25 protein-coding genes and 1 pseudogene are annotated in these 26,515 nt (G+C 69.1%); 12 read left to right on the plus strand and 14 right to left on the minus strand.

All coding sequences use genetic code 11. The annotated features are described in order from the left end of the window. Nucleotides 1-20: 20 nt before the first annotated feature. The 3 genes from ubiH to AC3A4E_RS05445 are packed head-to-tail and all read left to right on the plus strand — an operon-like array spanning nt 21 to nt 2,718. Nucleotides 21-1,244, plus strand: a complete 1,224-nt coding sequence (gene ubiH / locus AC3A4E_RS05435; protein ID WP_487630520.1) for a 2-octaprenyl-6-methoxyphenyl hydroxylase — start codon at nt 21-23, stop codon at nt 1,242-1,244. Next, nucleotides 1,241-2,419 carry an FAD-dependent oxidoreductase gene (locus tag AC3A4E_RS05440; RefSeq protein ID WP_487630521.1) on the plus strand — a complete coding sequence of 393 codons (1,179 nt, stop codon included), beginning with the start codon at nt 1,241-1,243 and terminating at the stop codon, nt 2,417-2,419. Before ubiH ends, AC3A4E_RS05440 begins: the two co-directional genes overlap by 4 nt. Beyond that, the gene (locus tag AC3A4E_RS05445) at nt 2,416-2,718 is read left to right on the plus strand and encodes a hypothetical protein (protein WP_487630522.1); all 303 of its coding nucleotides are present in this window, start codon (nt 2,416-2,418) and stop codon (nt 2,716-2,718) included. The genes AC3A4E_RS05440 and AC3A4E_RS05445 overlap by 4 nt, the downstream gene beginning before the upstream one ends. Nucleotides 2,719-2,728: 10 nt before the next feature. Here AC3A4E_RS05445 and AC3A4E_RS05450 read toward each other — a convergent pair whose 3' ends face one another. The 6 genes from AC3A4E_RS05450 to AC3A4E_RS05475 all read right to left on the minus strand — a co-directional run bounded on the left by AC3A4E_RS05450 (nt 2,729) and on the right by AC3A4E_RS05475 (nt 8,214). Continuing rightward, complete coding sequence (locus tag AC3A4E_RS05450; protein WP_487630523.1) at nt 2,729-3,664, minus strand: DUF808 domain-containing protein; 936 nt, start codon at nt 3,662-3,664, stop codon at nt 2,729-2,731. A 180-nt stretch (nt 3,665-3,844) separates the two neighbouring features. After that, nucleotides 3,845-4,186, minus strand: a complete 342-nt coding sequence (locus tag AC3A4E_RS05455) for a hypothetical protein (protein ID WP_487630524.1) — start codon at nt 4,184-4,186, stop codon at nt 3,845-3,847. Between the two features lie 22 nt (nt 4,187-4,208). After that, entirely contained in the window at nt 4,209-5,267 is a 1,059-nt protein-coding gene (gene rlmM / locus AC3A4E_RS05460) for a 23S rRNA (cytidine(2498)-2'-O)-methyltransferase RlmM (RefSeq protein WP_487632027.1), read from the minus strand. Nucleotides 5,268-5,331: 64 nt separating this feature from the next. Beyond that, the gene (locus tag AC3A4E_RS05465) at nt 5,332-5,892 is read right to left on the minus strand and encodes a nucleoside deaminase (RefSeq protein ID WP_487630525.1); all 561 of its coding nucleotides are present in this window, start codon (nt 5,890-5,892) and stop codon (nt 5,332-5,334) included. 28 nt (nt 5,893-5,920) lie between these two features. Further along, complete coding sequence (locus AC3A4E_RS05470; RefSeq protein ID WP_487630526.1) at nt 5,921-6,310, minus strand: hypothetical protein; 390 nt, start codon at nt 6,308-6,310, stop codon at nt 5,921-5,923. 131 nt (nt 6,311-6,441) lie between these two features. Beyond that, nucleotides 6,442-8,214, minus strand: a complete 1,773-nt coding sequence (locus AC3A4E_RS05475) for a glutamine--tRNA ligase/YqeY domain fusion protein (RefSeq protein ID WP_487630527.1) — start codon at nt 8,212-8,214, stop codon at nt 6,442-6,444. A gap of 280 nt (nt 8,215-8,494) precedes the next feature. On the opposite strand from AC3A4E_RS05475, the gene AC3A4E_RS05480 reads away from it, so the two are divergent. From AC3A4E_RS05480 to msrA, 3 genes are all read left to right on the plus strand, one after another. Next, nucleotides 8,495-10,603 (plus strand): GGDEF domain-containing protein, encoded by a 2,109-nt coding sequence (locus tag AC3A4E_RS05480; protein ID WP_487630528.1) that lies wholly within the window; start codon nt 8,495-8,497, stop codon nt 10,601-10,603. Between the two features lie 68 nt (nt 10,604-10,671). Then, entirely contained in the window at nt 10,672-11,601 is a 930-nt protein-coding gene (locus tag AC3A4E_RS05485; RefSeq protein ID WP_487630529.1) for a DMT family transporter, read from the plus strand. A gap of 74 nt (nt 11,602-11,675) precedes the next feature. Continuing rightward, on the plus strand, nt 11,676-12,326 hold the full coding sequence (msrA, locus tag AC3A4E_RS05490; RefSeq protein WP_487630530.1) for a peptide-methionine (S)-S-oxide reductase MsrA: 651 nt from the start codon (nt 11,676-11,678) through the stop codon (nt 12,324-12,326). Between the two features lie 51 nt (nt 12,327-12,377). Here msrA and rnk read toward each other — a convergent pair whose 3' ends face one another. The 5 genes from rnk to AC3A4E_RS05515 form a co-directional block, all read right to left on the minus strand. Then, nucleotides 12,378-12,800, minus strand: a complete 423-nt coding sequence (rnk, locus tag AC3A4E_RS05495; RefSeq protein WP_487630531.1) for a nucleoside diphosphate kinase regulator — start codon at nt 12,798-12,800, stop codon at nt 12,378-12,380. Nucleotides 12,801-12,906: 106 nt separating this feature from the next. Continuing rightward, a complete protein-coding gene (locus AC3A4E_RS05500) occupies nt 12,907-13,818 on the minus strand; it encodes a LysR substrate-binding domain-containing protein (RefSeq protein WP_487630532.1) in 912 nt (303 codons plus the stop codon). Between the two features lie 73 nt (nt 13,819-13,891). Then, nucleotides 13,892-15,475 (minus strand): alkyl hydroperoxide reductase subunit F, encoded by a 1,584-nt coding sequence (gene ahpF / locus AC3A4E_RS05505; RefSeq protein ID WP_487630533.1) that lies wholly within the window; start codon nt 15,473-15,475, stop codon nt 13,892-13,894. Nucleotides 15,476-15,687: 212 nt separating this feature from the next. Next, a complete protein-coding gene (gene ahpC / locus AC3A4E_RS05510; RefSeq protein ID WP_232134417.1) occupies nt 15,688-16,251 on the minus strand; it encodes an alkyl hydroperoxide reductase subunit C in 564 nt (187 codons plus the stop codon). 346 nt (nt 16,252-16,597) lie between these two features. Next, a complete protein-coding gene (locus tag AC3A4E_RS05515; RefSeq protein ID WP_487630534.1) occupies nt 16,598-17,449 on the minus strand; it encodes an alpha/beta hydrolase in 852 nt (283 codons plus the stop codon). A gap of 60 nt (nt 17,450-17,509) precedes the next feature. On the opposite strand from AC3A4E_RS05515, the gene prmC reads away from it, so the two are divergent. The 4 genes and pseudogenes from prmC to AC3A4E_RS05535 all read left to right on the plus strand — a co-directional run bounded on the left by prmC (nt 17,510) and on the right by AC3A4E_RS05535 (nt 20,439). Beyond that, nucleotides 17,510-18,361 (plus strand): peptide chain release factor N(5)-glutamine methyltransferase, encoded by an 852-nt coding sequence (prmC, locus tag AC3A4E_RS05520; RefSeq protein WP_487630535.1) that lies wholly within the window; start codon nt 17,510-17,512, stop codon nt 18,359-18,361. Nucleotides 18,362-18,396: 35 nt separating this feature from the next. Continuing rightward, complete coding sequence (gene pip / locus AC3A4E_RS05525; RefSeq protein WP_232134420.1) at nt 18,397-19,338, plus strand: prolyl aminopeptidase; 942 nt, start codon at nt 18,397-18,399, stop codon at nt 19,336-19,338. Nucleotides 19,339-19,439: 101 nt separating this feature from the next. Further along, nucleotides 19,440-19,649, plus strand: a pseudogene (locus AC3A4E_RS05530) (alkylphosphonate utilization protein); the annotation flags it as partial. A gap of 10 nt (nt 19,650-19,659) precedes the next feature. Continuing rightward, the gene (locus AC3A4E_RS05535) at nt 19,660-20,439 is read left to right on the plus strand and encodes a class I SAM-dependent methyltransferase (RefSeq protein WP_487630536.1); all 780 of its coding nucleotides are present in this window, start codon (nt 19,660-19,662) and stop codon (nt 20,437-20,439) included. Between the two features lie 14 nt (nt 20,440-20,453). On the opposite strand, the gene AC3A4E_RS05540 is transcribed toward AC3A4E_RS05535, so the two are convergent. Genes AC3A4E_RS05540 through AC3A4E_RS05550 form a run of 3 tightly spaced genes read right to left on the minus strand, consistent with a single transcriptional unit; the run spans nt 20,454 to nt 22,605 of the window. Further along, nucleotides 20,454-21,014, minus strand: coding sequence for an NUDIX hydrolase (locus tag AC3A4E_RS05540; RefSeq protein WP_487630537.1), 561 nt, complete (start codon nt 21,012-21,014; stop codon nt 20,454-20,456). Between the two features lie 41 nt (nt 21,015-21,055). After that, nucleotides 21,056-22,012, minus strand: a complete 957-nt coding sequence (locus AC3A4E_RS05545) for a 5'-3' exonuclease (protein ID WP_487630538.1) — start codon at nt 22,010-22,012, stop codon at nt 21,056-21,058. Then, nucleotides 22,009-22,605, minus strand: coding sequence for a nitroreductase family protein (locus AC3A4E_RS05550; protein WP_487630539.1), 597 nt, complete (start codon nt 22,603-22,605; stop codon nt 22,009-22,011). The genes AC3A4E_RS05545 and AC3A4E_RS05550 overlap by 4 nt, the downstream gene beginning before the upstream one ends. 68 nt (nt 22,606-22,673) lie before the next feature. On the opposite strand from AC3A4E_RS05550, the gene AC3A4E_RS05555 reads away from it, so the two are divergent. Next, entirely contained in the window at nt 22,674-25,013 is a 2,340-nt protein-coding gene (locus AC3A4E_RS05555; RefSeq protein WP_487630540.1) for a DUF1631 family protein, read from the plus strand. A 340-nt stretch (nt 25,014-25,353) separates the two neighbouring features. Beyond that, nucleotides 25,354-26,466 carry an NAD(P) transhydrogenase subunit alpha gene (locus AC3A4E_RS05560; RefSeq protein ID WP_487630541.1) on the plus strand — a complete coding sequence of 371 codons (1,113 nt, stop codon included), beginning with the start codon at nt 25,354-25,356 and terminating at the stop codon, nt 26,464-26,466. Nucleotides 26,467-26,515: the final 49 nt, after the last annotated feature.

The raw sequence follows: 26,515 nt of genomic DNA on the forward strand, positions 1-26,515 counted from the left end.
GCGCGCGTATCATCGCCGCCATGGTGGACGCACATCCAGAACAGCAGTATCCGGTCCTGATCGTCGGCGGTGGTCTGGTCGGCGCCAGTCTTGCGATCGCCCTCGACCTGGCAGGCATCGATGTCGCGCTCGTCGAGGCCACGCCACCGGCGGCGATGCCCGCAGTGTTCGACGAGCGCAATCTCAGTTTCGCCGAGGCCACGGTCAACGCATTGACCGCGCTGGGGGTGCTGCAGCATCTGCGCGCACCGACCGGCCCGATCCGCGAGATCCATGTCAGCCGCGCCGGGGACTTCGGCCGGGTGAAGCTGGCCGCGCGCGATTACGGGCGCGACGCTTTCGGCCAGGTGGTGGTCGCACGTGATTTCGGTGCGGCGCTCGAGGCCAGGCTGGGTGGGCTGCAGCGGGTTGTGCGGCTTCGGCCCGCGCGCTTCGTCGGTTTCGACGGCATCGAAGACGGCGCGCGCATCGTCCGGCTCTCCGGCCCCGGGGGCGAGTATCGCGTGCGTGCGCAACTGGTGGTGGGCGCAGACGGGATCGACAGCGCAGTCCGGCAGGCCTCGGGCATTGCCGTCGAATCGCACGACTACGGGCAGACGTTGTTCGTCGCCCGCCTGCGCACCGCCCGCGCCCCGGACGGCCGCGCGTTCGAACGCCTGACCGATACCGGTCCGACCGCCCTGCTGCCGCGTGGCGACCGGCATTACGGGCTGGTCCACGGGGTCGCCAGCGATGAGACCGACGCGGTAGCTGCCCTCGACGATGCGGCTTTCCTTGCGCGTGTGCAGGCGGCCTTCGGCTGGCGGGCCGGGCGCATGCAGGAGGTCGGACCGCGGAGCCGCCACCCCGCAAGACGTGTGGTGGCCGAACGTTGTGTCGACACGCGGGTGGCCCTGGTGGGCAACGCTGCGCAGAGCCTGCATCCGATCGGCGCCCAGGGATTCAACCTCGGCCTGCGCGATGCGCTCACCCTCGCCGAATGCATCGCGGGCGCTGCCGATCCCGGCGCGTCGGCGCTGCTCGAACGCCACGCCGCGCGTCGTCTGGACGATCGCACCCGCACGCTCGCGTTCTCCGACGGCCTCGCCCGCGTGACGTCCAATCCCGCGCGCCTGCTGCGGCCGCTGCGCAGTCTCGGCCTGCTGGCGATCGATCGCGATTCCGCCTTGCAGGCGATGCTCGCCGGCGGTGCGATGGGCTATCGCGGCGATGTGCCCGCGCTCTGCCGCGGGGCCGCCGCGTGAGCCGCCGCGAGCGACGCGATGTCGTGATCGTCGGCGGCGGCGTGGTCGGTGCCGCCTGCGCGCTGGCACTGGCCGAGCAGGATCTCGATGTGGTGCTGGTCGAGGCGCGCGCGCCCGCCGCATGGTCGGCGGCGAGTCCCGATCTGCGCGTCTATGCATTCGCGCACGACAGCGCCGGCCTGCTGCGTTCGGTTGGTGCCTGGGACGACATACGCGCCGCGCGTGCACATCCCTACCGGCGCATGCAGGTCTGGGATGCGGGCGGCGGCAGTGAGCTGGTGTTCGACGCCGACCAGCTCGGCATGCGCGAGCTCGGCTGGATCGTCGAGCACGGCCTGCTGGTCGATCGGCTGTGGGCGCGACTGGCCGCGGCCGGTGTCGACGTGCGTGCGCCAGCACAGGTCGAAACGCTGGAGCAGGACGCCGACAGCGCGACCCTGCGCCTCGATGCGGGCAGCCGTATCGAGGCGCGTCTGGCGATCGCCGCCGATGGCGCCGCATCGACGCTGCGCACGCTCGCCGGCATCGGCACCCGCGCGCACGACTACGCGCAGGCCGGCGTGGTCGGCTATGTCGACAGCACGGAACCGCATCGCGATACCGCGTGGCAGCGTTTCCTGCCGACCGGTCCGCTGGCGTTGCTGCCGGTTGAACAGGGCTGCAGTTCCATCGTCTGGACGCTGCCCGCCGATGAAGCCACGCGCATGCGCGAACTCGATAACGCGGCGTTCTCGGATGCAGTGACGCGCGCGTCCGGTGGCCGGCTCGGCACGCTCACGCCGGTCTCGCCGCGTGCCGCGTTTCCGCTGCGGCGCCAGCTGGCCGATGCGCAGCTGCAGGGTCGCGTGCTGGTGATCGGCGATGCGGCGCATGTCGTGCATCCGCTGGCCGGGCAGGGCGTAAATCTCGGCCTGCGCGACGTGATCGGGCTGGCCGACAGCGTCGCCGATGCGCGTCGTCGCGGCGCGCGTTGGGATGCCCCGCAACGGCTGGCGCGCTGGGCGCGTATGCGACGCAGCGAAAGCGCGATCGCTGCCCATGCCTTTGAATCGATCAACCGCGCCTATTCCAACGAGGCACTGTTGCCAGTGCTGCTGCGCAGCCATGCGCTCGGCATTGCACAGGCCTTGCCGCCGTTGCGCAATCTGCTGTGGAAGCGGGCGGCGGGACTTTGAGTCCTGCGGTCCGGTTGCTGGTCGCCACGCTGCTGGCGTGCGCCGCATCGCCGGCGTTCGCGATGACCCAGTGCCCGGTCGAATCGGTCAAGCCGGGCTGGTTTATCGCCCTCGGTGTCGGCGTGCTTGCGCTCGCCGTGTGTATCGGACTCGCCGCGCCGGTGTTCACCTGGCGGCGCACCCGTGCATTGCGACCGGGCATGCGCGCGCTGTGGTTGCTCGGCGCCTGCGTCGTGATGCTGGGGTTGTGGCTCGCCGGCCTGATGATCTGGCTCGGCGCGTTCGTCCTGCCTTGCTGAGCGCGCGCCGTCAGTGCGCGAGCGCGGGCTTGCCGCGCATGCGCCGGATCAGCGCGATGATGCCCACCACGATGCCGCCGGCAACGATGCCGACCACCGCGTTGATCACCGTCGGCAGCATCGCGCCGAGCACCATGCCGACTTCGGGCAGTGCACCGAGGCCGGTCGCCGCATCGTCGATCCAGGTCTGCACGTCGTGCACGCCGTGGGTCAGGATGCCGCCGCCGACGAGAAACATCGCCGCGGTGCCGACGATCGCCAGTGTCTTCATCAGCCAGGGCGCGACGCGCAGGATGCCGCGACCGATCGCCTGCGCCGCGCTGGACGCGCGCTTGCTCAGATAGAGGCCGGCGTCGTCGAGTTTGACGATGCCCGCGACGAGGCCATACACGCCGACCGTCATCAACGCCGAGATGCCGACCAGCACGCCGACCTGGGTCGCGAACGCAGCGCCGGCGACGGTGCCGAGGGTGATCGCGATGATCTCGGCCGACAGGATCAGATCGGTACGCACGGCGCCGCGGATCTTGTCGCGCTCGAATGCCACCGGATCGACGTCCGGGCCGGCCAGCGCTGCGGTGCGGCCGGGCTTGGCGGCATCGTCCTCGGCCTTGTGCAGCACTTTGTGCAGCACTTTCTCGAACCCTTCGTAGCAGAGGAACAGGCCGCCGGCCATCAGCAGCGGCGTGACCAGCCACGGCAGCCATGCGCTGATGGCGAGCGCGGCCGGTACGAGGATCAGCTTGTTGCGCGCCGAGCCCTTGGCGACCGCCCAGACCACCGGCAGTTCGCGGTCGGCCTGCACGCCAGTGACCTGCTGCGCGTTGAGGGCGAGGTCGTCGCCGAGTACGCCGGCGGACTTGCGCGCGGCCACCTTGGTCATCAGGGCCACGTCGTCGAGCACGGTGGCGATATCGTCGAGCAGGGTCAGCAGGCTGGACGCCATGCGGGCGGATCCGGAAGGGGTGGCGCGCGCAGTATGCAGCCCGGATGTGGCGGCTGCGTCAGTACCGGTGCGATGCCGGCTGCGTCTTCCAGCTGGCGCCCGAACGGTGTCCGGATTGCGCGCGTCCCGCGCGTCGGCTGCGCCATCCGGAGGCGCGCGCGGCGGAGCCTCTAACAGGTTCTAGCGTGCGAGCGCCCAGGCCGCGAGGCCGAAGGCCAGCACTGCCACGGTGGTCGAGACCACGGCCAGCACCTGCGCCCGGAGCAGGCGTTTCTCGACGCGCGCCGCGCCCAGCTGCAGCACTTCGATGGTCTTCTGCATGTCGGCGGCCAGCTTGCCGATCGAGTCGGCGTTCTGGCTCGCCGCGTCCTGCAGCTCGGTGATCTGCGCGTCGATCACATCGTTGCGGCGCTGCTGCCCCAGGTCGACCAGGGGTGGCGGCGTGCGGGTGAAGATCGGCCGTGCCAGCCGGACGATTTCCGGCAGGTACGGGGCGACGACGGTGATCCAGCCTGCTGCCATGACGCGCTCTCCGGGTTCGGACTCAATCGACGCTGGCGTAGACCGTGATCTCTTCGCGGTCGTGATAGAGCTGACGCGCGCGGATCACCAGGTTCTCGTGCTCGCCGGCGTTGTTGGCGAACAGATCCAGCGCCAGCAGCGTTTCCTGCCAGCGCTTCTTCATCGGCAGCTTGAGGTTGAACACCGCATTGCGGCACCAGCCTTCGCGGAACCAGGTCGCCATGCGCTCGGCGACCTTGCGCGGCTGCTCGACCATGTCGCAGACCATCCAGTCGACCGCGCCCACGGGCTGGTAGCGGAAGCCGTCGACGCGGTGGTGGTCGACCAGACCGGTCTCCATCAGGTCGGCCTGCATCGGGCCGTTGTCGACCGCGACCACACGCATGTGCTCGCGCGTCAGCACCCAGGTCCAGCCACCGGGCGCAGCGCCCAGATCGACCGCACGCATGCCCGGCTTGATGCGCGCATTGCGCTCGCGTTCGGTCAGCAGCGCCATGAACGCTTCTTCGAGCTTCAGCGCCGACCGCGACGGCGCATCGGCGTGCGTGCGCAGGCGCGGAATGCCCATCGGCCACGGTGCGCTGTCACCGACGACCGACTGCGCGATGAAGGCATGCGTGCCCGACAGGAAGAACACATGCAGACGCGGGAACCGCGCCTCGTCCTTCTGGCTCAGGAAGCCGCGCTTGCGCAGTGCCGGACGCAGCGCATTGGCGAAGCTGCGGGCGAGGCCGGCCAGCTGCTTGCCTTCGTCCGAGTCCGGATGCTCGACCACCAGCTCACCATGGCGGCCGCGGCCGGCAAGAAGCTCGAAGATCGGTGTGATGCGGTCGGTCGGATCGAGATCGCGCAACTCCGCCAGCAGCATCAGCTTCTGTCGCGCGAAGATCAGTTCGCGGAACGGCAGTTCGCTGGTCAGCGACGGGCCGTTGTCGGAATGGAACAGCACATAGCCATCGCCGCGCCTGGTCTGGGCGTAACCGGCGACATGCACGCCGGCTGCGCGCTCGGTCAGTTCGGCGGCCAGGTCGGGCTCGAAGCCCGGGCGGCAGTAGCAGAGCAGGCCGCTGACCGCATGCAGCGGGGAAGTGGCCTCGTCGGCCGGTGCGGCGGCGCCGGTCTGATCGGTGTCGATATCGGTCATGTCAGTACTTCGCCCCATCGGTTTCGCCATAGGCGCGCAGCACCGCACGCGCGTCATCACGCCGCAGGTCGCGCACGACCTCGATGCCGCGCTGGTTCAATGCGCCGACCCAGTCTTCGGGCAGCGGGCCTTCGTCGAACGGCGTCAGTGCCTCGACGTCTTCCGAACGTGCGCCGATCAGCAGCCGGTCGATGCCGGCCCAGACGGTCGCGCCGTAGCACATGCAGCAGGGCTGCGAAGACGTTGCGAGCGTGACCGGACCGCCGTGCTCGTTGAGGCGCGGCGTCTGCAGGCGCTGCTGCGCGAGCATGTAGGCCATCGTTTCGGCGTGCGCGACCGAGCAGGTATGCGGCATCACCCGGTTCACGCCGACGGCGATGATGCGGTCGTCGCTGCCGAACACGGCCGCGCCGAACGGACCACCGCTCTGCGCCTCGATGTTCAGGCGCGAGAGATCGATCGCGAGTGCGACCTTGGCGTCATCGCCGGCGTAGTCGCGCGACACGTCGACGTGTTCGTGCACCCACGCGGGCAGGGTCAGGTGGACCTGGGCATACAGCATTGGAATTTCCGGAAAATGAAGCGGGGGATCAGCGCGGCAGGCGACCCGGTTCGGGTGCCTCGCAGCGCGAATTGACGCAGGCGCAGGACGTGATCTCGGCGAAGCCGCAAACCCCGACGATGCCGCGTCGGGCGCAGTCGGCCTGCACCGCCTGCGGGTCGACCTGCGCGTTCGCGTTGACGCAGGCCGGCTGGTAACCGCAGCAGCTGCCGACGTTCCTGACGGCGCAGTCGCTGTCGACGCGGCAGCTGGTGTCGAGCCGGGGTACACCCGGGGACGCAGCCGGTGCGCCGATGACCGGTGTACCGGCGGGCGGCGCGACCTCGGTCACCGGCGGCGCAGGCGCTGCGCATGCCACCAGCGCCAGCAACAGCAGGGCAGGCAGCAGACGGAACGGCAGGGCGCGCAGGCGGATCATGCCGGGGATGTTACCGCCCCGGCGCGCCCAGCGCCCGCAGCCGGCAGCCTTCGCCGCTGCATCGCAATGCCCGGATCAGCCGCTCGCCGGGCGCGCGGCAGCGTCCGGATTCCGCGATGCGCGGCCGCGTTTCAGCCCGCGGCCCTGTCTGCCGCCCAGGTATCGCGCAGGGTCACACTGCGGTTGAACACCGGCTTCGCGGCCATGTGGTCGACGCGGTCGGCGACGAAGTAGCCCAGACGCTCGAACTGGAACGACTGCTCGGGCGCGGCCGTCGCGGCAGCCGGTTCGACGTAGCCGGTCACGCTGCGCTTCGACTCGGGATTGAGATGGTCGCGGTAGGTCTGGCCGGTCGATTCGTCGTCGGGCTTCTCGACCAGGAACAGGCGATCGAAGAGGCGCACTTCGGTCTCCACCGCATGCGCGGCGCTGACCCAGTGGATCGTGCCCTTGATCTTGCGGTTCGCGCCTTCCGTGCCGGGACGCGATTCGGGATCGAGCGTGCCGCGCAGTTCGACGATCGCGCCGCTCTCGTCCTTGATCACCTCGTCGCAGCGCACGATGCCGGCACCGCGCAGGCGCACTTCGCCGCCCGGGATCAGCCGCTTCCAGCCCTTGGGCGGCACTTCGGCGAAGTCGTCGTGCTCGATCCACAGCTGGCGCGAGAACGGCACCTCGCGCACCCCCTGTGCTTCGTCCTTGGGGTGGTTCGGGAAGCTCAGGGTTTCGGCGTGGCCATCGGGCAGGTTGGTCAGCACCAGCTTCAGCGGGTTGACCACGGCCATGCGGCGCGGCGCGCGGGCGTCGAGATCGTCGCGCAGCGCGCCTTCGAGCACCGAGAAGTCGATGACCGAGTTCTGCTTGCTGATGCCGACGCGATCGACCAGCAGGCGCAGACTTGCCGGTGTGTAGCCGCGGCGACGCAGGCCCTGCAGTGTGTACATGCGCGGATCGTCCCAGCCGTCGACCAGGCCTTCGCCGACCAGCTGGGTCAGCTTGCGCTTGCTCATCACCGTGTAGTTAATGTTGAGGCGCGAGAACTCGATCTGGCGCGGCTTGGCGGCCACGACCGGCAGCCCGCGTTCGGTCAGCGACGCCAGCAGGTCCGGATTGCCGGCCAGATCGACGCGGTCCACCACCCAGTCGTACAGCGGGCGGTGATCTTCAAATTCCAGCGTGCACAGCGAATGGGTGATGCCTTCGATCGAATCGCCCAGCGCGTGGGCGAAGTCGTACATCGGGTAGATCGGCCAGGCGTCGCCGGTGTTCTGGTGGGTGACCTGCTTGATCCGGTACAGCGCCGGGTCGCGCAGGTTCATGTTGCCGCTGCTCATGTCGATCTTCGCGCGCAGCGTGCGCGTGCCGTCGGCGAACTCGCCCGCGCGCATGCGCCGGAACAGGTCGAGGTTTTCTTCGACGCCGCGGTCGCGGAACGGCGAGTTGCGGCCCGGCTCGATCAGCGTGCCGCGGTACTCGCGGATCTGCTCTGGGGTGAGATCGCAGACGAAAGCGTCGCCCTGTTCGATCAGCTTCTGCGCGGCGCGGTAGTACACGTCGAAGTAATCCGAGGCGTGGCGCAGCTCGGCCCACTCGAAGCCCAGCCAGCGCACGTCGTCCTCGATCGCGCGGACGAACTCGAGGTCTTCCTTTTCCGGGTTCGTGTCGTCGAAGCGCAGGTTGCAGCGGCCGTCGAATTCGGCGGCGATGCCGAAGTCCAGGCAGATCGCCTTGGCGTGGCCGATGTGCAGGTAGCCGTTCGGCTCCGGCGGGAAGCGCGTGCGCACCGCGGCGTGTTTACCGCTGGCCAGGTCCTCGCGGACGATCTGCCGGATGAAGTCCTGGCGTGCCGGGGCGGCGGCATCGGTCGGCGAGGCGGCGGATTTGGCGGTGCCTGCGGAAGACATGTCGGGGGCTCGGATGCGGTGGCGGAGAGCCGGACAGTGTAGCGGACGGCCCGGCCGTGACCGGGATACAGCGGTGTGCAGGCCCTATCTTCCGGCGTCAGCTCTGCCATAATTCCGCGCCGCAGGAAGCGGTGGCACGAAGTTTGCGTGTTGTGGATGGATCTCAAAGGGGGCAGGGCATGCGCGAATCTGCGCGTGCGGACATGACGGTATCCGGATACTGGCCGAGCGCAGCGGCTGGATGGGCGTGCCTGTGGAGGTGAACACCCGCCATCCCGCCATGCCCGGCCACGGGTGGGTGCTGGCGACCTGTCTGTTGCTGCTGCTCGGACTGTTTGCGGCGCTGGTGGCCACGACCCAGCTGCGGCCCGGCGAGACGCGTCCGCTCGAAGTGCGGGACGCCCCAGACGGAACCCTGGAGCTGCGGTTCGACCTGCCCGACGAAGCGACCCAGCGCTGGGCGTTGTGGTTTCCGCGCAAGCCGGTCGACACGCTGCAGGTCTCGACCCCCGATGGCTGGCATAGCGAGGTGCTGGGGTTCTTCCGCGTCGGGGATCAGGAAGGGATCCTCCCCGCAGGTTTCGGATTCGTGCTGCCGCAGGGGGCCGCCGGCGCCATGCGTGTCGATGTGCATCTGGAAGGCGGGCTGAGGGACGGCGTGCTGCCGGTCGTGGCACGGGTGGCCGACATCCGCCGGATCGAGCGCTCGGGTGTCGCCCTGGCGGCGGCCGTCTACGGTGGCCTGTTGGTGCTGGCCGCATTGGCGCTGGCACTGGCCTACGCCTCCCGCGACCGGATGTTCATCGGTCTGTTCGCCTTCGTCATGCTGCTGGTGCTGCTCCTGCAGGCGATGAACGGCCACCTGTACGGTCTGCCGGGCGTGCGCCTGTTCGGGTTCTGGCGCCTGCAGGGCCTGTCGGTCCTGATGCTGCTGCACAGCGCCACCACCCTCTGGCTGGTGGAAGCCTGGGCGATGGACAGGTCGCATCGACATGCGCGTGCGGTGCGCGGGATCGGTCTGGGACTGGTCGCAATGGCCGCGCTGTGCATGCTCAACCTGCCGATCCTGGCACCCGTCTCGCAGCCGTTGGCAGCGGCGGGCGGCACGGTGTCCAGCGCCGCATCGCTCTGGCTGCTGATCTGCGCCTGGCGTCGGGGACTGCCGATGGCAGCCGCGCTGGGCGCAACCGCCGCGCTGTGGACCTGCGTCGGGCTCTGGCTTGCACTGGCGCGTCTGGGGCTCGTGCAGCACGGCCCCTTGCTGCAGTTCGCCTACCAGGGCGCGGCGGTGGCGTTCGCGCTGCTGCTGGCGTTGGCGCTGATCCGCCGGATCGGCGACTACCGCGAGCAACGCGACCGGGATCGACGTGCGCGCGTGGAGACCGAGAAGAAGATGCGGCGCGAAGCGGCCCGCTCGGATCTGTCGACGGCCCTGCAGGGGCGGCTGGACGGACTCGATCCGGGTGAACTTCCGGCGCACGGGTTCCGGCTGCTGATGGACCATCTGCTGCCGCTGGTGCCCGCGGAGTCTGGCGTGGCGATCCTGCGGGGCTATCAGGGGCGCGACCATCTGCTGGTCGAGCCGGCCGCAGCGCTGGATGGTGTCGAACACGAAATCCGCCGTCGCAGCCTGGTCCTGCGTCGACAGGCGATGGCCGGGCTGCCTCTGCAGCAGCCGGTCCGGATACCAGCGGGCAGTGCGGCGACGACGATGGAAGCGCTGGTCCCGTTCCAGGTGCGTGCGCCCGGCTGGGGCATGCTGCTGCTGCGTCGAGCGGGAAGTGACGGTTTCAGCAGCGAAGAGCTGTCGGTGATCGCGGACATGGCGCGCGTGCTGCAACTGCACGTCGACCAGGCGGCTGCAGCCGTCAAGCTGCGGCGTTCGGCGGAAATGGACGCACTGACCGGCAGCATGAACCGGCGCACGATCGATCTGTGGATCGAGCGGGTCTTCGCCGAGGCCGAGCGGAGTGGCCGGCCGGTCTCGGTGCTGTTCATCGATCTCGACCACTTCAAGTCGGTCAACGACCGGTTCGGACACGCCTGCGGCGACGAATGTCTGCGCGAGGCGTCCAGGACCCTGCGCGGGGTCCTGTCGGAGGCAGACCTGTTCGGCCGCTACGGTGGCGAGGAGTTCGTGGCCGTGCTTCCCGGCCGCGACGGTGCCGAAGCGCGTGCGATCGGCGAGCGGCTGCGCAGCGCGGTGGAGAACATCGAGGTGCGCCACGAGGGCCGGCGGGTGACGCTGACCGTCAGTATCGGCCTCGCCACACGCCAGCGTGGCGAGAACACGCCTGCGGCGACGATCGCGCGCGCCGACAAGGCGCTGTACGCGGCCAAGCGCCAGGGCCGCAATTGCGTGCAGGTGGCGCCCGCCGTCTTCAGCTGAGGGCGCCGCAGCTGAAGACCGCCGCGCGGCGCTGCTACGCTGCGCGTCCCCCACGCGAGTCCTTCCCGATGCACGACACCCCGGCCGGTCGCGCCGCACTCGCGTGGATGCTGACCGGCGCCGCGCTGATCGGCACCAACGGGCTGATGGTGCGTCTGGCCGGCACGCCGCCGACGGTTTCGGCCTTCTACCGGATGCTGTTCGCCGGCGTGCTGCTGGCGCTGTTCGTGCATCTGCGCCGCGACTGGCGTCCGCTGCCGCGACGCATGTGGTGGCTGGCACTGCTGCCGGCCACCGCGTTTGCCGCCGACCTGTGGCTGTGGCACCGGAGCATCCTGCTGATCGGCCCAGGCCTGGCGACGCTGCTCGCCAATGCGCAGGTCTTCTTCATGGCGCTGGCCGGCGTGCTGCTGTTCGGCGAACGCGTCGGCCTGCGGTTCGTCGCCGGCATTGCGCTGGCGTTCTTCGGCCTGTGGCTGATGCTGGGCGCGGACTGGGCGACGCTGCCGGCCGATTACCGCTGGGGCGTGTGGCTCGGGCTCGCGACCGGGCTGTGCTACGCGGTCTACAACATCGGTCTGCGCCATGTGCAGCGTGCCGGCAATGTCGGCGCGTCGGGCGCAGCGGCCGCCGCGCCGGTGGCCCAGGTGCTGGCGATGGTGTCGCTGCTGTGCGCGGGGCTGCTGGGGCTGGCCGGCGTCGCCGAGGGCGTGTCGTTCGCGATTCCGACCTGGCAGGCGCTGGGTTGGTTGCTGCTGCTCGCCGCGCTCGGCCACTGCCTGAGCTGGATCCTTATCTCGCGCGCCATGCAGCACCTCTCGGTCGCACTGGTCGGTCTGCTGCTGCTCGTGCAGCCGGTCTGCGCGTTCCTGCTCGATATCCTCGTGCTGCAGCGCGAAACCCTGCCCCGCGAATGGATGGGTCTTGCGTTCACCCTGGCCGGCATCTTCCTCGCGAGCCTGAAGGGCCGGACGCGGGTCCCGCAGCAGCCGAGCTGACGCCCTTGGAAGCGGGCCCGCGCGCCCGCATCCAGAACGGACGGCAATCTGCCGCGTCCCCCGGAGATATCGCGATGCTCGGAATCGGAGCCTGGAAACAGCGTCTGCCGCGGCCCCAGGACGCGCTGCCCGGTCGCGATACACCGGTGACGCTACACAACGCGCACGCGGTGCACGGCCGCCCGCTGCAGGATGCGTTCGAAGGCCTGGAGCAGGTGCAGTTCGGCATGGGCTGCTTCTGGGGCGCGGAACGCAAGTTCTGGTCGCTGCCGGGGGTGGTCACGACCGCGGTCGGCTATGCCGGCGGCGTGACGCCGAATGCGACGTATCGCGAAGTGTGTTCCGGACAGACCGGCCACACCGAAGTCGTGCTCGTCGTCTACGACCCGGCGCAGGTCGCGTTCGAGACCCTGCTGCAGACGTTCTGGGAAAGCCACGACCCGACCCAGGGCATGCGCCAGGGCAACGACGCCGGCACCCAGTACCGCTCTGCGATCTACTGCACGACGCCCGGACAGGCCGCGCTGGCCCATCGCAGCCGCGACGCCTACGCGGCGAAGCTGCAGGCGGCGGGGTACCCGGACATCACCACCGAGATCCTCGACGAGGCGCCGCCGTTCTACTACGCCGAGAACGAGCACCAGCAGTATCTGCACAAGAATCCCGGCGGGTATTGCGGCATCGGCGGCACCGGCGTGGCCTGCCAGGTCGGCGTGCCGCTCTGAATCGTTTCGGTGAACCGTGCGGCGCCCGGGTTGGCGCCGCACGCAGTGCGATCAACGATCGGCGGGCGCGACTTCCAGTACGCGCAGGCGCAGGGTGCGACCGCCGCTGACCGGCCAGTCGATGCGCTGGTCGATCGTCAATCCCAGCAGGGCCGTGCCGACGGGCGCGAGGACCGACACGCGGCCGGCGTCCACGTCCGCTTCGTGCGGATAGACGAGGGTGAGCGTGTGTCGGGCGCCGGTGGCGTCGTCGATGCATGTCACGCGTGCATGCATGCCGACGGTCGCGTCGGCGGGCGCATCGTCCGGCAGCAGGTCGGCGCGATCGAGTTCGCGCTGCAGCGCGGCTGCGCCGGGATGTTGTCGCCAGGTCGGTGAGGCGAGCAGCGCGTCGAGGCGCGCGAGGTCGTGACGGGTCAAACGGATCGACGGTGCGTCGGAGGGTGGCAGGCCGCTGGTGGAGTGCGATGACATCAGGATTTCCTCGGGTCGGGAGAGCGCTCGAACGACGCCCATGAGAAAGGCGACGCTGTGCGCCGCCCGGGGTCCATTGTGCCGTGTCCTGCGTACGCGGGACGACTCAGGCCGCAGCGTGCTCGAACAACGCGGGCGGCAGATCGCGCAGCACGCCCGCCAGTTCCAGCAGGAACGCGTGCATGGCCGAGCTGCGCCGCCAGACCAGGGCGATGCGCCGGGTCGGGCGGGTGTCGCTGAAGTCGAGAAGGCGCAGATGCGGTGACGGTGCAACCGGCGGTTTCGTCGCCAGCACCGGCAGCAGGGTCACGCCGACGTTCGCGGCCACCATCTGCCGCAGCGTTTCCAGACTGGTGGCGCGGAATTCGGCGTGTTCGCCGGCGCCCGACAGGCGACAGACATCGAGCGCCTGTTCGCGCATGCAGTGTCCGTCCTCGAGCAGCAGCAGCTTCTGCGACGACAGCTCCTGCAGGCTCAGGCGTTCGTGTGCGGCGAGTGGATGCTGGTCGGAGACCGCGAGCAGGAACGGTTCCTCGAACAGGAACTCGGCATGCAGCGCGTCCTCGTCGACCGGCAAGGCGAGGATCGCCGCATCCAGGCGCCCGTCGCGCAGCCGCGTCAGCAGCACGTCGCTCTTCTCTTCGACCAGCAGCAGTTCCAGCTGCGGAAACCGTGCGCGCAGCGGCGGCACCGCGTGCGGCAGCAGATACGGGCCGAGGGTCGGAAACAGGCCGAGCCGGATCGAACCGGCTTCGGGATCCATGCTGCGCCGGGCCAGCGCCTTCATCTGCTCGACATCGCCGACGATGCGGCGCGCGCGATCGGCCACCTGCACGCCGATCGGCGTCAGCATGACCTTGCGCGGTGCGCGTTCGACGAGAGCGACGCCGAGTTCTTCTTCGAGCTTGCGGATCTGCGTCGACAGCGTCGGCTGGCTGACGAAACACGCGGCCGCGGCGCGGCCGAAATGCCGCTCGTCGGCGAGCGCGACCAGATAGCGCAGGTCGCGCAGGTTCACGGCGCGCACTCCGCACATGTCCCAGATCGCGCAGGCGATGCCGGGACGTGCAGGGCGCGTTCCGTGCGCGGGATCACGCCGCTTCGGCCTCGGCCGTCTCGACGACCGGCACGCGGATCAGATGGTCGAACGCGCTGAGCGCAGCCGTGGCACCCTGGCCCATCGCGATGACGATCTGCTTGTAGGGCACCGTCGTCGCATCGCCGGCGGCGAACACGCCGGGCATCGAGGTCTGGCCGCGGTCGTCGACGATGATCTCGCCACGCGGCGACAGCGCGACCACGCCCTTGAGCCACTCGGTATTGGGCAGCAGGCCGATCTGCACGAACACACCCTCCAGTTCGACACGGTGGCTGTCGCCGCCGACGCGGTCGCGGTAGACCAGCGCATTGACCTTCGCGCCGTCGCCGAGCACTTCGGTCGTCTGCGCGCTGGTCACGATGCGCACGTTCGGCAGGCTGCGCACCTTGCGCTGCAGCACTTCGTCGGCGCGCAGCTGCGCGTCGTACTCGATCAGGGTGACGTGAGCGACGATGCCGGCCAGATCGATCGCGGCTTCGACACCGGAATTGCCGCCGCCGATCACCGCCACGCGCTTGCCCTTGAACAGCGGGCCGTCGCAGTGCGGGCAATAGGCCACGCCCTTGTTGCGGTACTGGTCTTCGCCGGGCACGCCCATCTGCCGCCAGCGGGCGCCGGTCGACAGCACCACGGTGCGCGACTTCAATGCGGCGCCGTTCTCGAGCTTGATCTCGACCAGGCCGTCATCGCCGGCCGGCACCAGCTGCGTCGCGCGCTGCAGATCCATGACGTCGACGTCGTACTCGCGCACGTGCTGCTCAAGCGCCGCCGCCATCTTCGGGCCTTCGGTTTCCTTGACCGAGATGAAGTTCTCGATCGCCATCGTGTCCAGCACCTGGCCGCCGAAACGCTCGGACGCCACGCCGGTGCGGATTCCCTTGCGCGCGGCGTAGATCGCCGCCGCCGCGCCGGCCGGACCGCCGCCGACGACGAGCACGTCGAAGGGCTTCTTCGCCGCGATCTTCGACGCTTCGCGCTTGGCCGCGCCGGTATCGAGCTTGGCGACGATCTGCTCCAGCGTCATGCGGCCCTGGTCGAACTTCTGGCCGTTGAGGAACACGGTCGGCACCGACATGATCTCGCGCGCCTCGACTTCCGCCTGGAACAGCGCGCCGTCGATCGCCACGTGGCGGATGCGCGGATTCAATACTGCGGCGAGGTTCAGTGCCTGCACCACGTCCGGGCAGTTCTGGCACGACAGCGAATAATAGGTTTCGAACAGGTAGTCGCCATCGAGCGCCGCGACCTGCTCGATCGTGTCCTTGGCCGCCTTCGACGGATGTCCGCCGACCTGCAGCAGCGCCAGCACCAGCGACGTGAACTCGTGGCCCATCGGCAGGCCGGCAAAGCGCACGTCGATGTCCGTATCCGGCGACGTCAGTGCGAACGACGGCTTGCGCGCGTCGTCACCGGCGGTGTCGACGGTGATCTTCGGGCTGGCGTCCTTGAGGTCTTCGAGCAGCGACAGCAGCTCGCGCGACTTCGCGCCGTCGTCGACCGACGCCACGATGTGGATCGGGCGCACCGCGCGCTCCAGATAGGCCTTCAACTGCGCCTTGAGATCGGCTTCCAACATGGCAACGCTCCTGACGACGGGTGGGGGCGTCCGCGACGCGCCGTTGAGCGGCGCATCGGAACCGGGGGAGAGGGGTGGACCGCAGCCGGCGGGGGAGGGGGCCGGCTGCGGTCCACCCCCATCCGCGCTGGGCAGGATGGGGGTGGAAACGGCGCGGTGGACTGCGCCGTCGGGTCGCGTGAATCAAATCAGCGTGATTCAGATCGAGGCGATCAGATCTTGCCGACGAGGTCGAGCGACGGGGCGATGGTCTTCTCGCCGTCCTTCCACTTGGCCGGGCAGACCTCGTTCGGGTTGGCGGCGACGTACTGGGCAGCCTTGAGCTTGCGCAGGGTCTCGCTGACGTCACGGGCAATCGCGTTGTCGTGGATCTCGAGGGTCTTGATCACGCCGTCCGGGTTGATCACGAACGTGCCGCGCAGGGCGAGGCCGGCTTCTTCGATGTGCACGCCGAACGCGCGGGTCAGCTGGTGGGTCGGATCGCCGACCAGCGGGAACTGAGCCTTGCCGACGGCCGGCGAGGTTTCGTGCCAGACCTTGTGCGAGAAGTGCGTGTCGGTGGTGACGATGTAGACCTCGGCGCCCAGCTTCTGGAACTCGGCGTAGTTGTCGGCGGCGTCTTCGACTTCGGTCGGGCAATTGAAGGTGAAGGCGGCCGGCATGAAGATCAGGACCGACCACTTGCCCTTGAGGCTCTCGTTGCTGACTTCGATGAACTCGCCGTTCTGGAATGCGGTGGTCTTGAACGGCTGGACTTCGGTGTTGATGAGGGACATGAAAGCTCCTGGACTGGGGAAGGCGGGCGACTCGAAAATCGCGGCCGGCGAATCCGGCTGCGCATAGAGTAGGCGGCGCCTATCGATATGGGAAATCGATTATAGGAATTCAATCGATAGTCTTGGGCTATCGATTTCCGTTCAGGAATTGACGGCGGGAAACGGTTCCACAGGGGCTTGCAATCGCTGTTGCGCTGCAGCAATATCGGGTCAACAGGCGTCGCGCAGCGGTTTCACGCGGCGCCAGCGGCCCTCCGGGGCTGCGTACCGGGTTCCGTGTCCGTACCTCCCTCCCACACGTCCACGGAATTTTTGAAGGCGGCTTCGGCCGCCTTCATTTTGTCTGTTATTCGGCTTCGGTCGGATCCAGACCGATGAACGTCCGGATCGCCGGCAGCACCTCGGGCGCGCGCTCCGGGTCATAGAACGCGGCGGCGGTGACGAAGTGGTTGCCGCCCGAGATGATCTCCAGCGTCGAGTCCACGCCCTTGCGACGCAGCGCGAAGTCCAGCTTGCGGCTGTTGCCGACATCGACCGTGCGGTCGCCGTCGCCGTGGATCAGCAGGAACGGCGGCTCGTCGCCGTCGACGAACCGCACCGCCATGGCCTCGGGCCACTGGCTGCGCGGGCCGAAGATCTCCTCGAGCTTGCCGCTGATGACGAAGTCGTAGGGGCCCGACAGGCCGATCACGCCGGCCAGATCCCTGGGCTTCAGATCGACCGCAGCGAGGTGCCCCGCGTCCGTGCCCAGCAGCGCAGCGATCTGCGCGCCCGCCGAATGGCCTGCGATGAACACACGCTTCGGGTCGCCGCCGTATTCGGCCGCGTGGTCAACGGTCCAGCGCACCGCGTGCGCGGCATCGCCCATGAAGGCCGGGAAGCCGGCGGCCGGCCAGGTGCGGTAATCCGCGACGATCGCCACCACACCGTTCTGCGCCAGGCGGCTGCCGACGAACCGGTATTGCGCGCGCGTGCCGTACTGCCAGGAGCCGCCGTAGAAGAACAGCACCACCGGCGTATCGGGCGCTGCGTGTTGCGGACGGTAGATGTCGAGCGCCAGACCGCGCGTGGTGTCGTAGACCGCAGTGGCATCCGGCTGTGTGCTGTCGCGATTGACGAAGCCGAAGAACGCGCTCTGACAGCCCGAGACCAGCAGGGCGAGCGTGGCGGCAACACAGGCGTGGATTGAACGGCGCATCGGTGATCTCCTCGAGGTGCGACACCATGCCCGGCCGGGGGCCGGCTACGATGTGAAGTCATGATTACGAATCGAAGTCCCGCGCTGGATGCATTGCTGCGCGACGCCGCCGGCCGCATCGACGCGACCGACGCGCGCTGGCTGCTCGCGCACGCCGCCGGCCGATCGCAGACCTGGCTGTACGCGCATGCACGCGATCCCGCGCCCGACGGCGTAGCTGCACGTTTCGAATCGCTGGTCACGCGCCGCGCCGCGGGTGAGCCGGTCGCCTATCTCACCGGTGTGCGCGGCTTCTTTGGGCTGGATCTGGCGGTGACGCCGGCGACGCTGATTCCGCGGCCGGAAACCGAACTGCTGGTCGAGCTGGCGCTGGCGCGGCTGCCTGCAAAGGACGCGCGACTCGCGGATCTCGGCACCGGAAGCGGCGCGATCGCTCTGGCGATCGCACGCGAACGACCCGACGCCGCGGTGTTGGCGACCGATGCCAGCGTCGACGCACTCGCAGTCGCCCGTGCGAATGCGCAGGCGCTGGAGGTGTCGAGCGTGCGTTTCGCCCACGGCGACTGGTATGCACCGTTGGCCGGCGCCCGATTCGACGTAGTCGCGAGCAATCCGCCTTACATCGAAGATGCCGACCCGCATCTGGCGCAGGGCGATCTGCGCTTCGAACCCCCTTCGGCGCTGTCGTCGGGTGCCGATGGTCTGGACGCGATCCGCGTTCTCGCCGCGGGTGCGCTTGCGCACCTCGCGCCGGGCGGCTGGCTGCTGATCGAACACGGCCTCGCGCAGGGCGCGGCGGTACGCGCGCTGTTCAATCAGGCGGGCCTCGTCGAGGTCGCGACCGAGCGCGATCTTGAAGCCCGCGACCGCGTGACGCTGGGCCGTGCGCCCGGGCTCCAAAGGGCCGGCTGATAGACTGGGGACCGGTTTTCCCCGGATCCACGCGCATGCGCCAGCTCTATCCCGCCATCGAACCCTTCGACACCGGCACGCTCGCCGTCGACGACCGCCACACGCTCTATTACGAGCAGTGCGGCAATCCGAAGGGCAAGCCGGTGGTGCTGCTGCACGGCGGTCCGGGCGGCGGCTGCAGCCCGAAGATGCGCAGCTTCCACGACCCGGCCAAGTACCGGATCGTGCTGTTCGACCAGCGCGGGGCAGGGCGTTCGACGCCGCATGCCGATCTCGTCGACAACAGCACCTGGGATCTCGTCGCCGACATCGAGAAGCTGCGCACGCATCTGGGCATCGACCGCTGGCAGGTGTTCGGCGGCTCCTGGGGCTCGACGCTGGCGCTGGCCTACGCGCAGACGCATCCGCGCCAGGTCACCGAGCTGATCCTGCGCGGCATCTTCATGCTGCGTCGCTGGGAACTGGAGTGGTTTTACCAGGAAGGCGCCTCGCGCCTGTTCCCGGAAGCCTGGCAGCAGTACATCGCCGCGATTCCGGAGAGTGAACGCGGTGATCTGATCGCCGCGTTCCACAAGCGCCTCACCAGCGACGACGAGGCCACCCGCCTGGCGGCCGCGCGCGCATGGAGCGTGTGGGAAGGCGCGACGAGCTTCCTGCACATCGACGCCGATTTCGCCGACAGCCATGCCGACGCGCAGTTCGCGTTGGCCTTCGCGCGCATCGAGAACCACTACTTCACCAACGCGGGTTTCTTCGAGGTCGACGACCAGTTGCTGCGCGATGCCTACCGCATGGTCGACATCCCCGGCGTCATCGTCCATGGCCGCTACGACGTGGTGTGCCCGGTGCAGAGTGCATTCGATCTGCACCAGGTGTGGCCGAAGGCCGAACTCGTCGTGACCCCGACCTCGGGCCACTCCGCGTTCGAAGCCGAGAACGTCGACGCGCTGGTGCGCGCGACCGACCGTTTCGCCTGACGCACGCGCCGCAGTCGATCTGCGGCGACGTCATCTCCCATCTCGATGCGCGACGGCCAGCCCGTCGCGCACAGGAAATTCCGATGTCTGAAGAAGAACTCGTCGTCAAGGACAGCAACGGCGCCCGTCTCGCCGACGGTGATGCGGTTACCGTGATCAAGGACCTGAAGGTCAAGGGCACCAGCGTCACGCTCAAGCGCGGCACGCTGGCCAAGAACATCCGTCTGACCGACGACCCCGACCTGATCGAATGCAATGTCGAGAAGGTGAAGGGCCTGGTGCTGCGGACGGAGTTCGTCAAGAAGGCCTGAGGTCCATCCGATGGATGTACTCGAACACAATCGGGCGGCCTGGAATCGCGAATCGACGTCTGGCAGCGGGTGGACGATGCCGGTGGACGCCGAGGTCATCGCGGCCGCGCGACGTGGCGACTGGTCCGTCATCCTGACGCCGAACCGCACGGTGCCACGTGACTGGTTCGGTGCGCTGGATGCGCGTGATCTGCTGTGCCTCGCATCGGGCGGCGGACAGCAGGCGCCGGTACTGGCCGCGGCAGGGGCGCGCGTCACCAGCTTCGATCTGTCGGACGTGCAACTCGAAAAGGACCGCGCCGTCGCCGAGCGCGACGGGCTGGCGCTGCGTTGTGTGCGCGGCGACATGGCGGACTTGTCGGCATTCGCGGATGCGAGCTTCGATATCGTGTTCCACCCAGTGTCGAACATCTTCGTGCCCGACGTGGAAGTGGTGTGGCGCGAGTGCGCCCGCGTGCTGCGGCCTGGTGGACGCCTGCTGGCCGGCTTCATGAATCCGGCGTTCTTCCTGTTCGATCATGACGAGGCGACGGACACCGGTGCGTGCGTCGCGCGGCACCGGCTGCCTTACGCCGAGCCGGACAGCTTGAGCCCCGACGCGCGTGCGGCATGGAACGCAAGCGGACGTGCCGCGGAGTTCGGGCATTCGCTGCAGGCCCAGATCGGCGGGCAACTGGCGGCCGGTTTCCGCCTCGCCGGTCTCTACGAGGACGACTGGGACGACGCGGTCACTCCACTGAACCGCCTGATGCCGGTCGCCCTTGCGACCCTGGCGCTCCGCGCGCCATGAGCCTGCCGGGTGCATCAATCCGCGGGTGAACCATCCGGATTGAAGTCGACCATCCACAGGCCGGCCCAGAGCTTGAGATCGAGCTCGAAGCCTTCCGCATGTTTTTGCATCAGCCACGCCGGCGCAGTCGCGCGCGGCACGGTGTGGACGATGATCGCTTCGTCGTCGACGCCACCGCCGTCACCGACCCGCGTCAGTTCGCGCGCACGTACGAAAGCGACGCGCTCGTTGCTCATGCCGGCGGTGGTCGGGCCGGTCAGCAGCACGTCGACGCGGCCGGCGGACCAGCCGGTTTCCTCGATCAGTTCACGCCGCGCGGCGTCTTCCAGCGAATCGGTGGAACCGCCATCGCCGACCAGGCCAGCCGGCATTTCGATCGTGCGGGCGCCCAGCGGCACGCGGTACTGCTCGACGAACAGCACTTCGTCGTCGGGCGTCACCGCGATCACCAGCACCGCCATGCCGTTGCCGCCGTGCGTGCGTTCGCAGGCTTCCCATTTGCCGTGGCGGACCAGCCGCAGCCAGTCGCCCTGATAGAGGACTTCGGTGTGTTCGCGCATCGATGGATTCGTCATGCGCCGATGCTAACGCGCGGCCGTGACGACCGACAGCGCACTCAGGCCATCGCGGGCGGCGCGTAATCCAGGCCGGCGACGCTGTGCAGCCGACGCCGCGTCAGCGGTCCGAAGCGCAGCGCTTCGCACAGTGCGTGCAGCGCTGCGGCATCGCCGCTGCGACGCGCGAATCCGGTCGTGCCTTCGCCGAGCGGCGCATCGCAGGCGATCGTCGTCAGCTGGCGGTACAGACGCGCGGCATCGGCGTGTTGCCGCAGCTTCGGCCCGACCTGTCCGGCGCCGCGGAAGCGCAGGAACTGGATCTCGTCGCTGCGTTCGAGCAACGCGTCGAGCGTGCGGAAGTGATGCAGCAGACTGGCAGCGGTCTTGCTGCCGATGCCAGGCACGCCGGGGATGTTGTCGACCGCGTCGCCGCACAGCGCGAGATAGTCGGCGATCTGGTGTGCTTCGACGCCGTGGCGGTCGCGCACGCCGGCCGCGGTCCAGCGCACGCCGCGCGCGTAGTCCCATTGTTCGTCCGCGCCTTCGAGCAGCTGCGACAGGTCCTTGTCCGCCGACACGATGATGCCGTGATGCGCGCGGGCACGCCCGGCGACCAGTGCGCTGCCGATCAGATCGTCGGCCTCGTATTCGGTGTCGGCCAGCACCACGAATCCGAGCGCGCGGCACAGCGCCTTGCACTGCGCGAACTGGCGACGCAGTTCGTCGGGCGCGGGTGGGCGGTTGGCTTTGTACGCCGGGTAGATGCGGTTGCGGAAACAGCTGTCGAGCGCTTCGTCGAACGCGATCGCGATGTACTGCGGATTCGTCCGCTCCACCAGCTCGGCGAGAAAGCGCGCGAAGCCGTGCACCGCATTGGTCGGCCAGCCCTGCGCATCGCGGAACTCGTCGGGCATCGAATGCCAGGCGCGGAACACGTAGAGGCTGGCGTCGACCAGGTACAGCGGCGCGGTGGGCGGCGCCGGCGTCGCCTGCAGCGTCTGCGGCGGCAGGGTCACGGTGCGTGCCAGTCGGTCAGCAGGGTAGCCGGGTCCGGCCGCTCGCGTTCCGGCGCTTCGATGCGCGGCGTGCCGATATGGATGAAGCCGGCGACGCGCTCGTTCGCATCGAGACCGAGCAGGGCGAGCACTTCGGGATCGTAGGCGGGCCAGCCCGACAGCCACGAGCCACCGAAGCCCAGTGCCTGCGCGGCCTGCAGCAGGGCGAAGCAGACGCTGCCGGCGGTCAGCAGGCGCTCCACCTCGGGAATCTTGGTGTCCTCGGGATCGAGGACCGCGACCACGACGATCACCAGCGGCGCATGTGAGAACCGACGGCGGTCCTTGTCGAGGGCGCCGTCGCCGATGCCGGGATCGCGTTCGAGCGCGCGCGCTGCGAGCCGTTCACCGAGTGCGTCGCGATCGGCGCCTGCGATGCGAAGGAAGCGGAACGGCACGCGCTTGCCGTGATCGGGCACGCGCGAGGCCGAACGCAGCATGCGCAACAGGGTGGCGTCGTCGGGGCCGGGCGCCTCCAGTTGCCGGGCAGGCACGGAGCGGCGCGTGTCCAGTGCCGTCAGGGCACCGTGTTCAGAATTTGCGGATGTCGTCACAGACCTGTCGTCGGGGTTGCGGAATCTTATGCACGGGGCAGACTGCCCTTCCCCCGATTCTCCTCCAAATGACCCATCACCACGACATCGGCACCGGTTCCGCTCCGCGTGCAGGTCCGTCCCGCGATGCTGCGCGCGTGCTCGAGACGCTGCGCCATGATGCGGTGACGGCGCTTGGCGGCCTGCTGTCGGGGTTCTGGAGTGCGATCGAAGAGCAGGTCCAGCTGGCCGGCCTGGCGCGGCACGACTACATGGTGGCGCAGGAGGAGCGGGTTGCCGTACTCGACCTGAGTCATCGCGCGCTGGAACTGGCGACGCGCTTCCGGAAGACCATCGAAAGCGAATTCGACCAGTGGCTGGCCGACCAGCCTGCGCCGCAGGCGGCCGATGCGCTGTCGCTGATGTCCGAAGGCGAGCTGGAAGTCCATCTGGCCGCCCAGCAGATCATCGAACTGATGGACCATCAGTTCCTGCATCCACTGACCGCGCTCGGCGAGCGCCTGCATGTGCTGGCCAATCGGCTGGGCATCGAGGGCGTCCACGCCAATCCGCTGCGCCCCGAGGTGCCGGTCAAGGCCTTCATGCGCCTGTTCGAGGCCGACGAGTTGCCGCCTGGCCTGCGGACAATGGTGTTCAACCAGTTCGACAAGCGGCTGCCGTCGATCCTGGGCGAGGTGTACGCACGTGCGAACACCTCGCTGGATGTCGCCGCGATCACCCCCGCCGTCAGGACCGCGGCGCAGCCGCAGGCCAAGGCCGGACGGGTCGTGCCGGCCGCACAGCAACAGCCGACCGTACGCAGCGACGCCGCGCAGGCGGGCTGGATACCCGACGGCGGGGTGGTGGAACATGCCGCCGTGTCCCCGACCGGCGATGCCGGACAGGCGCCGCACTACGGGCCATTGGCTTCGGGTCTGATGGACGTCCTGGCCGCACACGGCCATGCACCCGCAGGCGCCGCGGCGCCCGCGCAGACGCGTTACCGGGATCTGGTCCGCGAACAGCTTCACCAGTGGCGCGAACGTCGCGAGCGCGACGGCGCGGTCCCCGCCGACGATGGCGACGACGCGGTGCTGAGCATGTCGCAGCTGCTGAGCGTCGCGCGGATGCTGCAGGGCGACGATCCGGCGCCGTTCGCGCGTGCGCTGGTCGGCGATGACCGCCGGCAGCTCGCCGACGTGATCCGCGACCAGCTGGTACGCGGACTGCGGGAGCTCGGCGTGGATCCGGAGCAGACGCCGCTCGCCCGCGATGACGAGGATGCGATCGATCTGATCGGGATCCTCTTCCAGTCGCTGTTCGACGCCAACGATCTGCTGCAGCAGGCGCGTGACATCTACGGCAGGCTGGTGGTGCCGTATCTCAAGGTCGCACTGACCGACGATTCGATGTTCAACCAGCGGACCCATCCGGCGCGCCGGCTTCTGGATGCGGTCACCGAAGCCTGTGACGGCAATGCAGGCGAGACGCCGCAGGACCGCGACCTGCTCGACCAGACCGGCCGGGTGGTGGACCGCGTGGTCGACGAGTACGAGACCGATCAGGCCGTGTTCGACCTTGCCGCGGGCGAGTTGCGTGAGCGTCTGGACCAGCAGCGTCGCCGGTCGGAGGTCGCCGAACGCCGTGCGGCCGAGGCGATCCACGGCCGGGAGCGCCTGCAGCAGGCCCGGCGCGGTGTCGACGACATCGTCGCCTCACGCCTGGCGGATCGGCCGCTCACGTCTGCGGTCGCGTTCTTCCTGGATCAGCACTGGCGCCACCACCTCACCCAGACCTGGCTGCGCGAAGGGCCCGAGTCGGAGCGCCACCTGTCGGCGATCGGCATCGGTGACGCGATGGTCCAGGTCGATGCCGATGCCGCCCATGCGCTGGGCAGTGCCGTCGCGGACGAACTGCTGGCTCTGCAGGTCCCGCTTGCCAGTTGTTATTCGAGCTGCGGGATGGACGCCGGGGCTGCGCGTGATGCGCTGGCCCGCATCATCTCGGCGCTTGCATTGCCCGATACGCCGCGGGCGGTCCATGCGCCGCACGCCCTGGAGGGAATGGAGGACGTGTCGGAGCCGGACCTCCATCTGGCGGGTGGCCACGATGCGCTGGAATTCGATCCTACGGTCGCCGCTCGCATGCGCCAGATCCGGGTCGGCCAGGGCCTGCGTCTGATCGACGGCAATGGACGTGAATCCGCTGCGCGCGTGGCCTGGATCAGCCCGTTGACCCATCGCCTGCTGATCGTCAACCGCCGGGGCGTGCGCCGGATGGTGGTGTCGCCGGAGGAGCTGGCCGCACTGGTCGGCGCCGGCCGTGCGGTCGTGCGTGCCGTCGATGCACCGTTCGACGAAGCCATGAAGCAGGTGTGGCAGCAACTCAACGCGGCCAATGACGTGCTGGGCGATACCGCCATCGCCTGATCAGGCCGGGGTGTCGGGGCACGAAGACGGCACCTGGCGTTGAACGGGTGATTCTCGGGAGGCGGAGTGGTGCTGCGCCTGAGCCGGGACTGGTGCAGACCATTTGGGTTACACACCCGCAGGCCTCGTGGACGACGTCCCAGCGCTGCGCTGTCAGCCGGTTTGGAGAGCCGAGCTTGTTCGACGACCGGTGCCCGCAGCAGTGGTGGGATGCAGCCACTGTTGCCGCGATCGGGCGTTGGCGATGGCGTCGTTTCTCGGCGCATCGGAGCGGGCCGCGCAGGCCAGCACGATCCGATCCGGGCTAGGATGAGATCGACTCCAGGCGAGGACGATGTCGATGGCGGTGACGATCGGCGTGGCGCGTGAGACAGCGGTAGGCGAACGGCGCGTCGCGCTGACGCCGGAGACCTGCAAGAAGCTCGTGGCGGCTGGCGTCGAGGTGCGCGTCGAGCGTGGACTCGGCAGGTCCGCCCATTTCTCCGATGACGCCTATGCCGATGCCGGCGCGGCCCTGGTCGACGATGCGCACGCGGCGTTGTCCGGCGCGGCTGTGGTGCTGTGCGTGCGACCGCCGGAGATCGAGCGCCTGCAACAGCTCGACGCCGGTGCGATGCTGGTTGGCGTGCTGCAGCCGGAAGCCGACGCTGCGCGCGGCGACGCGATCGTCGCGCGCGGATTGATCGCGTTTCCGCTCGAGCGTCTGCCGCGCACGACGCGCGCGCAGTCGATGGACGTGCTCAGTTCGCAGGCCGGCATGGCCGGCTACAAGGCGGTACTGATCGGCGCGCAACTCGCGCCGCGCTTCTTTCCGATGCTGACGACCGCGGCCGGCACGATCCGGCCGTCGAAGGTGCTGATCGTCGGCGCCGGCGTTGCAGGCCTGCAGGCGGTCGCGACCGCGAAGCGTCTCGGCGCGCAGGTCGAGGGCTTCGACGTGCGCCCGGAAACGCGCGAGCAGATCGAATCTTTGGGTGGACGCTTCCTCGATCTCGGCGTCAGCGCCGCGGGCGAGGGTGGGTATGCGCGCGCGCTGACCGACGAGGAGCGCGCCGAACAGCAGCGTCGTCTCGGTGATCACCTCAAGGGCATCGACGTCGTCGTCTGTACCGCGGCGGTGCCGGGGCGGCCTGCGCCGAAGATCGTCACCGCGGCGATGGTTGCCGGCATGCGGCCGGGCAGCGTGATCGTCGATCTGGCGGCGGAGAGCGGCGGCAACTGCGAGGCGACGCGGCCAGGCGAGACGGTGGACGTCAGCGGCGTCATCGTCGCCGGGCCACTGGATCTCGCCTCCATGGGCGCCACGCACGCGAGCGAGATGTTCGCGCGCAACATGTTCAATTTCGTCCAGCTGCTGCTCGTCGATGGCGCGCTGGCACCGGACTGGAACGACGAGTTGCTGGCGAAGACGGTGTGGCCGGTGCGCGCTGCAGCGGAAGATGCTGCGGCCTGAAGTCTTTGGCGTCCTGACTCATGAAGTCGGGAAGCGATGGGTTTCGCTG

The sequence above is a fragment of the Luteimonas sp. Soil_N_1 genome (assembly GCF_057656255.1).

Coding starts and splice junctions, on each gene's coding strand:
- ubiH (WP_487630520.1), top strand. CDS start 21: ATGGTGGACGCACATCCAGAACAGCAGTATCCGGTCCTGATCGTCGGC.
- AC3A4E_RS05450 (WP_487630523.1), bottom strand. CDS start 3,664: ATGGCGTCCAGCCTGCTGACCCTGCTCGACGATATCGCCACCGTGCTC.
- AC3A4E_RS05455 (WP_487630524.1), bottom strand. CDS start 4,186: ATGGCAGCAGGCTGGATCACCGTCGTCGCCCCGTACCTGCCGGAAATC.
- AC3A4E_RS05465 (WP_487630525.1), bottom strand. CDS start 5,892: ATGCTGTATGCCCAGGTCCACCTGACCCTGCCCGCGTGGGTGCACGAA.
- AC3A4E_RS05470 (WP_487630526.1), bottom strand. CDS start 6,310: ATGATCCGCCTGCGCGCCCTGCCGTTCCGTCTGCTGCCTGCCCTGCTG.
- AC3A4E_RS05475 (WP_487630527.1), bottom strand. CDS start 8,214: ATGTCTTCCGCAGGCACCGCCAAATCCGCCGCCTCGCCGACCGATGCC.
- AC3A4E_RS05480 (WP_487630528.1), top strand. CDS start 8,495: ATGCCCGGCCACGGGTGGGTGCTGGCGACCTGTCTGTTGCTGCTGCTC.
- AC3A4E_RS05485 (WP_487630529.1), top strand. CDS start 10,672: ATGCACGACACCCCGGCCGGTCGCGCCGCACTCGCGTGGATGCTGACC.
- msrA (WP_487630530.1), top strand. CDS start 11,676: ATGCTCGGAATCGGAGCCTGGAAACAGCGTCTGCCGCGGCCCCAGGAC.
- rnk (WP_487630531.1), bottom strand. CDS start 12,800: ATGTCATCGCACTCCACCAGCGGCCTGCCACCCTCCGACGCACCGTCG.
- ahpF (WP_487630533.1), bottom strand. CDS start 15,475: ATGTTGGAAGCCGATCTCAAGGCGCAGTTGAAGGCCTATCTGGAGCGC.
- ahpC (WP_232134417.1), bottom strand. CDS start 16,251: ATGTCCCTCATCAACACCGAAGTCCAGCCGTTCAAGACCACCGCATTC.
- AC3A4E_RS05515 (WP_487630534.1), bottom strand. CDS start 17,449: ATGCGCCGTTCAATCCACGCCTGTGTTGCCGCCACGCTCGCCCTGCTG.
- prmC (WP_487630535.1), top strand. CDS start 17,510: ATGATTACGAATCGAAGTCCCGCGCTGGATGCATTGCTGCGCGACGCC.
- pip (WP_232134420.1), top strand. CDS start 18,397: ATGCGCCAGCTCTATCCCGCCATCGAACCCTTCGACACCGGCACGCTC.
- AC3A4E_RS05535 (WP_487630536.1), top strand. CDS start 19,660: ATGGATGTACTCGAACACAATCGGGCGGCCTGGAATCGCGAATCGACG.
- AC3A4E_RS05540 (WP_487630537.1), bottom strand. CDS start 21,014: ATGACGAATCCATCGATGCGCGAACACACCGAAGTCCTCTATCAGGGC.
- AC3A4E_RS05555 (WP_487630540.1), top strand. CDS start 22,674: ATGACCCATCACCACGACATCGGCACCGGTTCCGCTCCGCGTGCAGGT.
- AC3A4E_RS05560 (WP_487630541.1), top strand. CDS start 25,354: ATGGCGGTGACGATCGGCGTGGCGCGTGAGACAGCGGTAGGCGAACGG.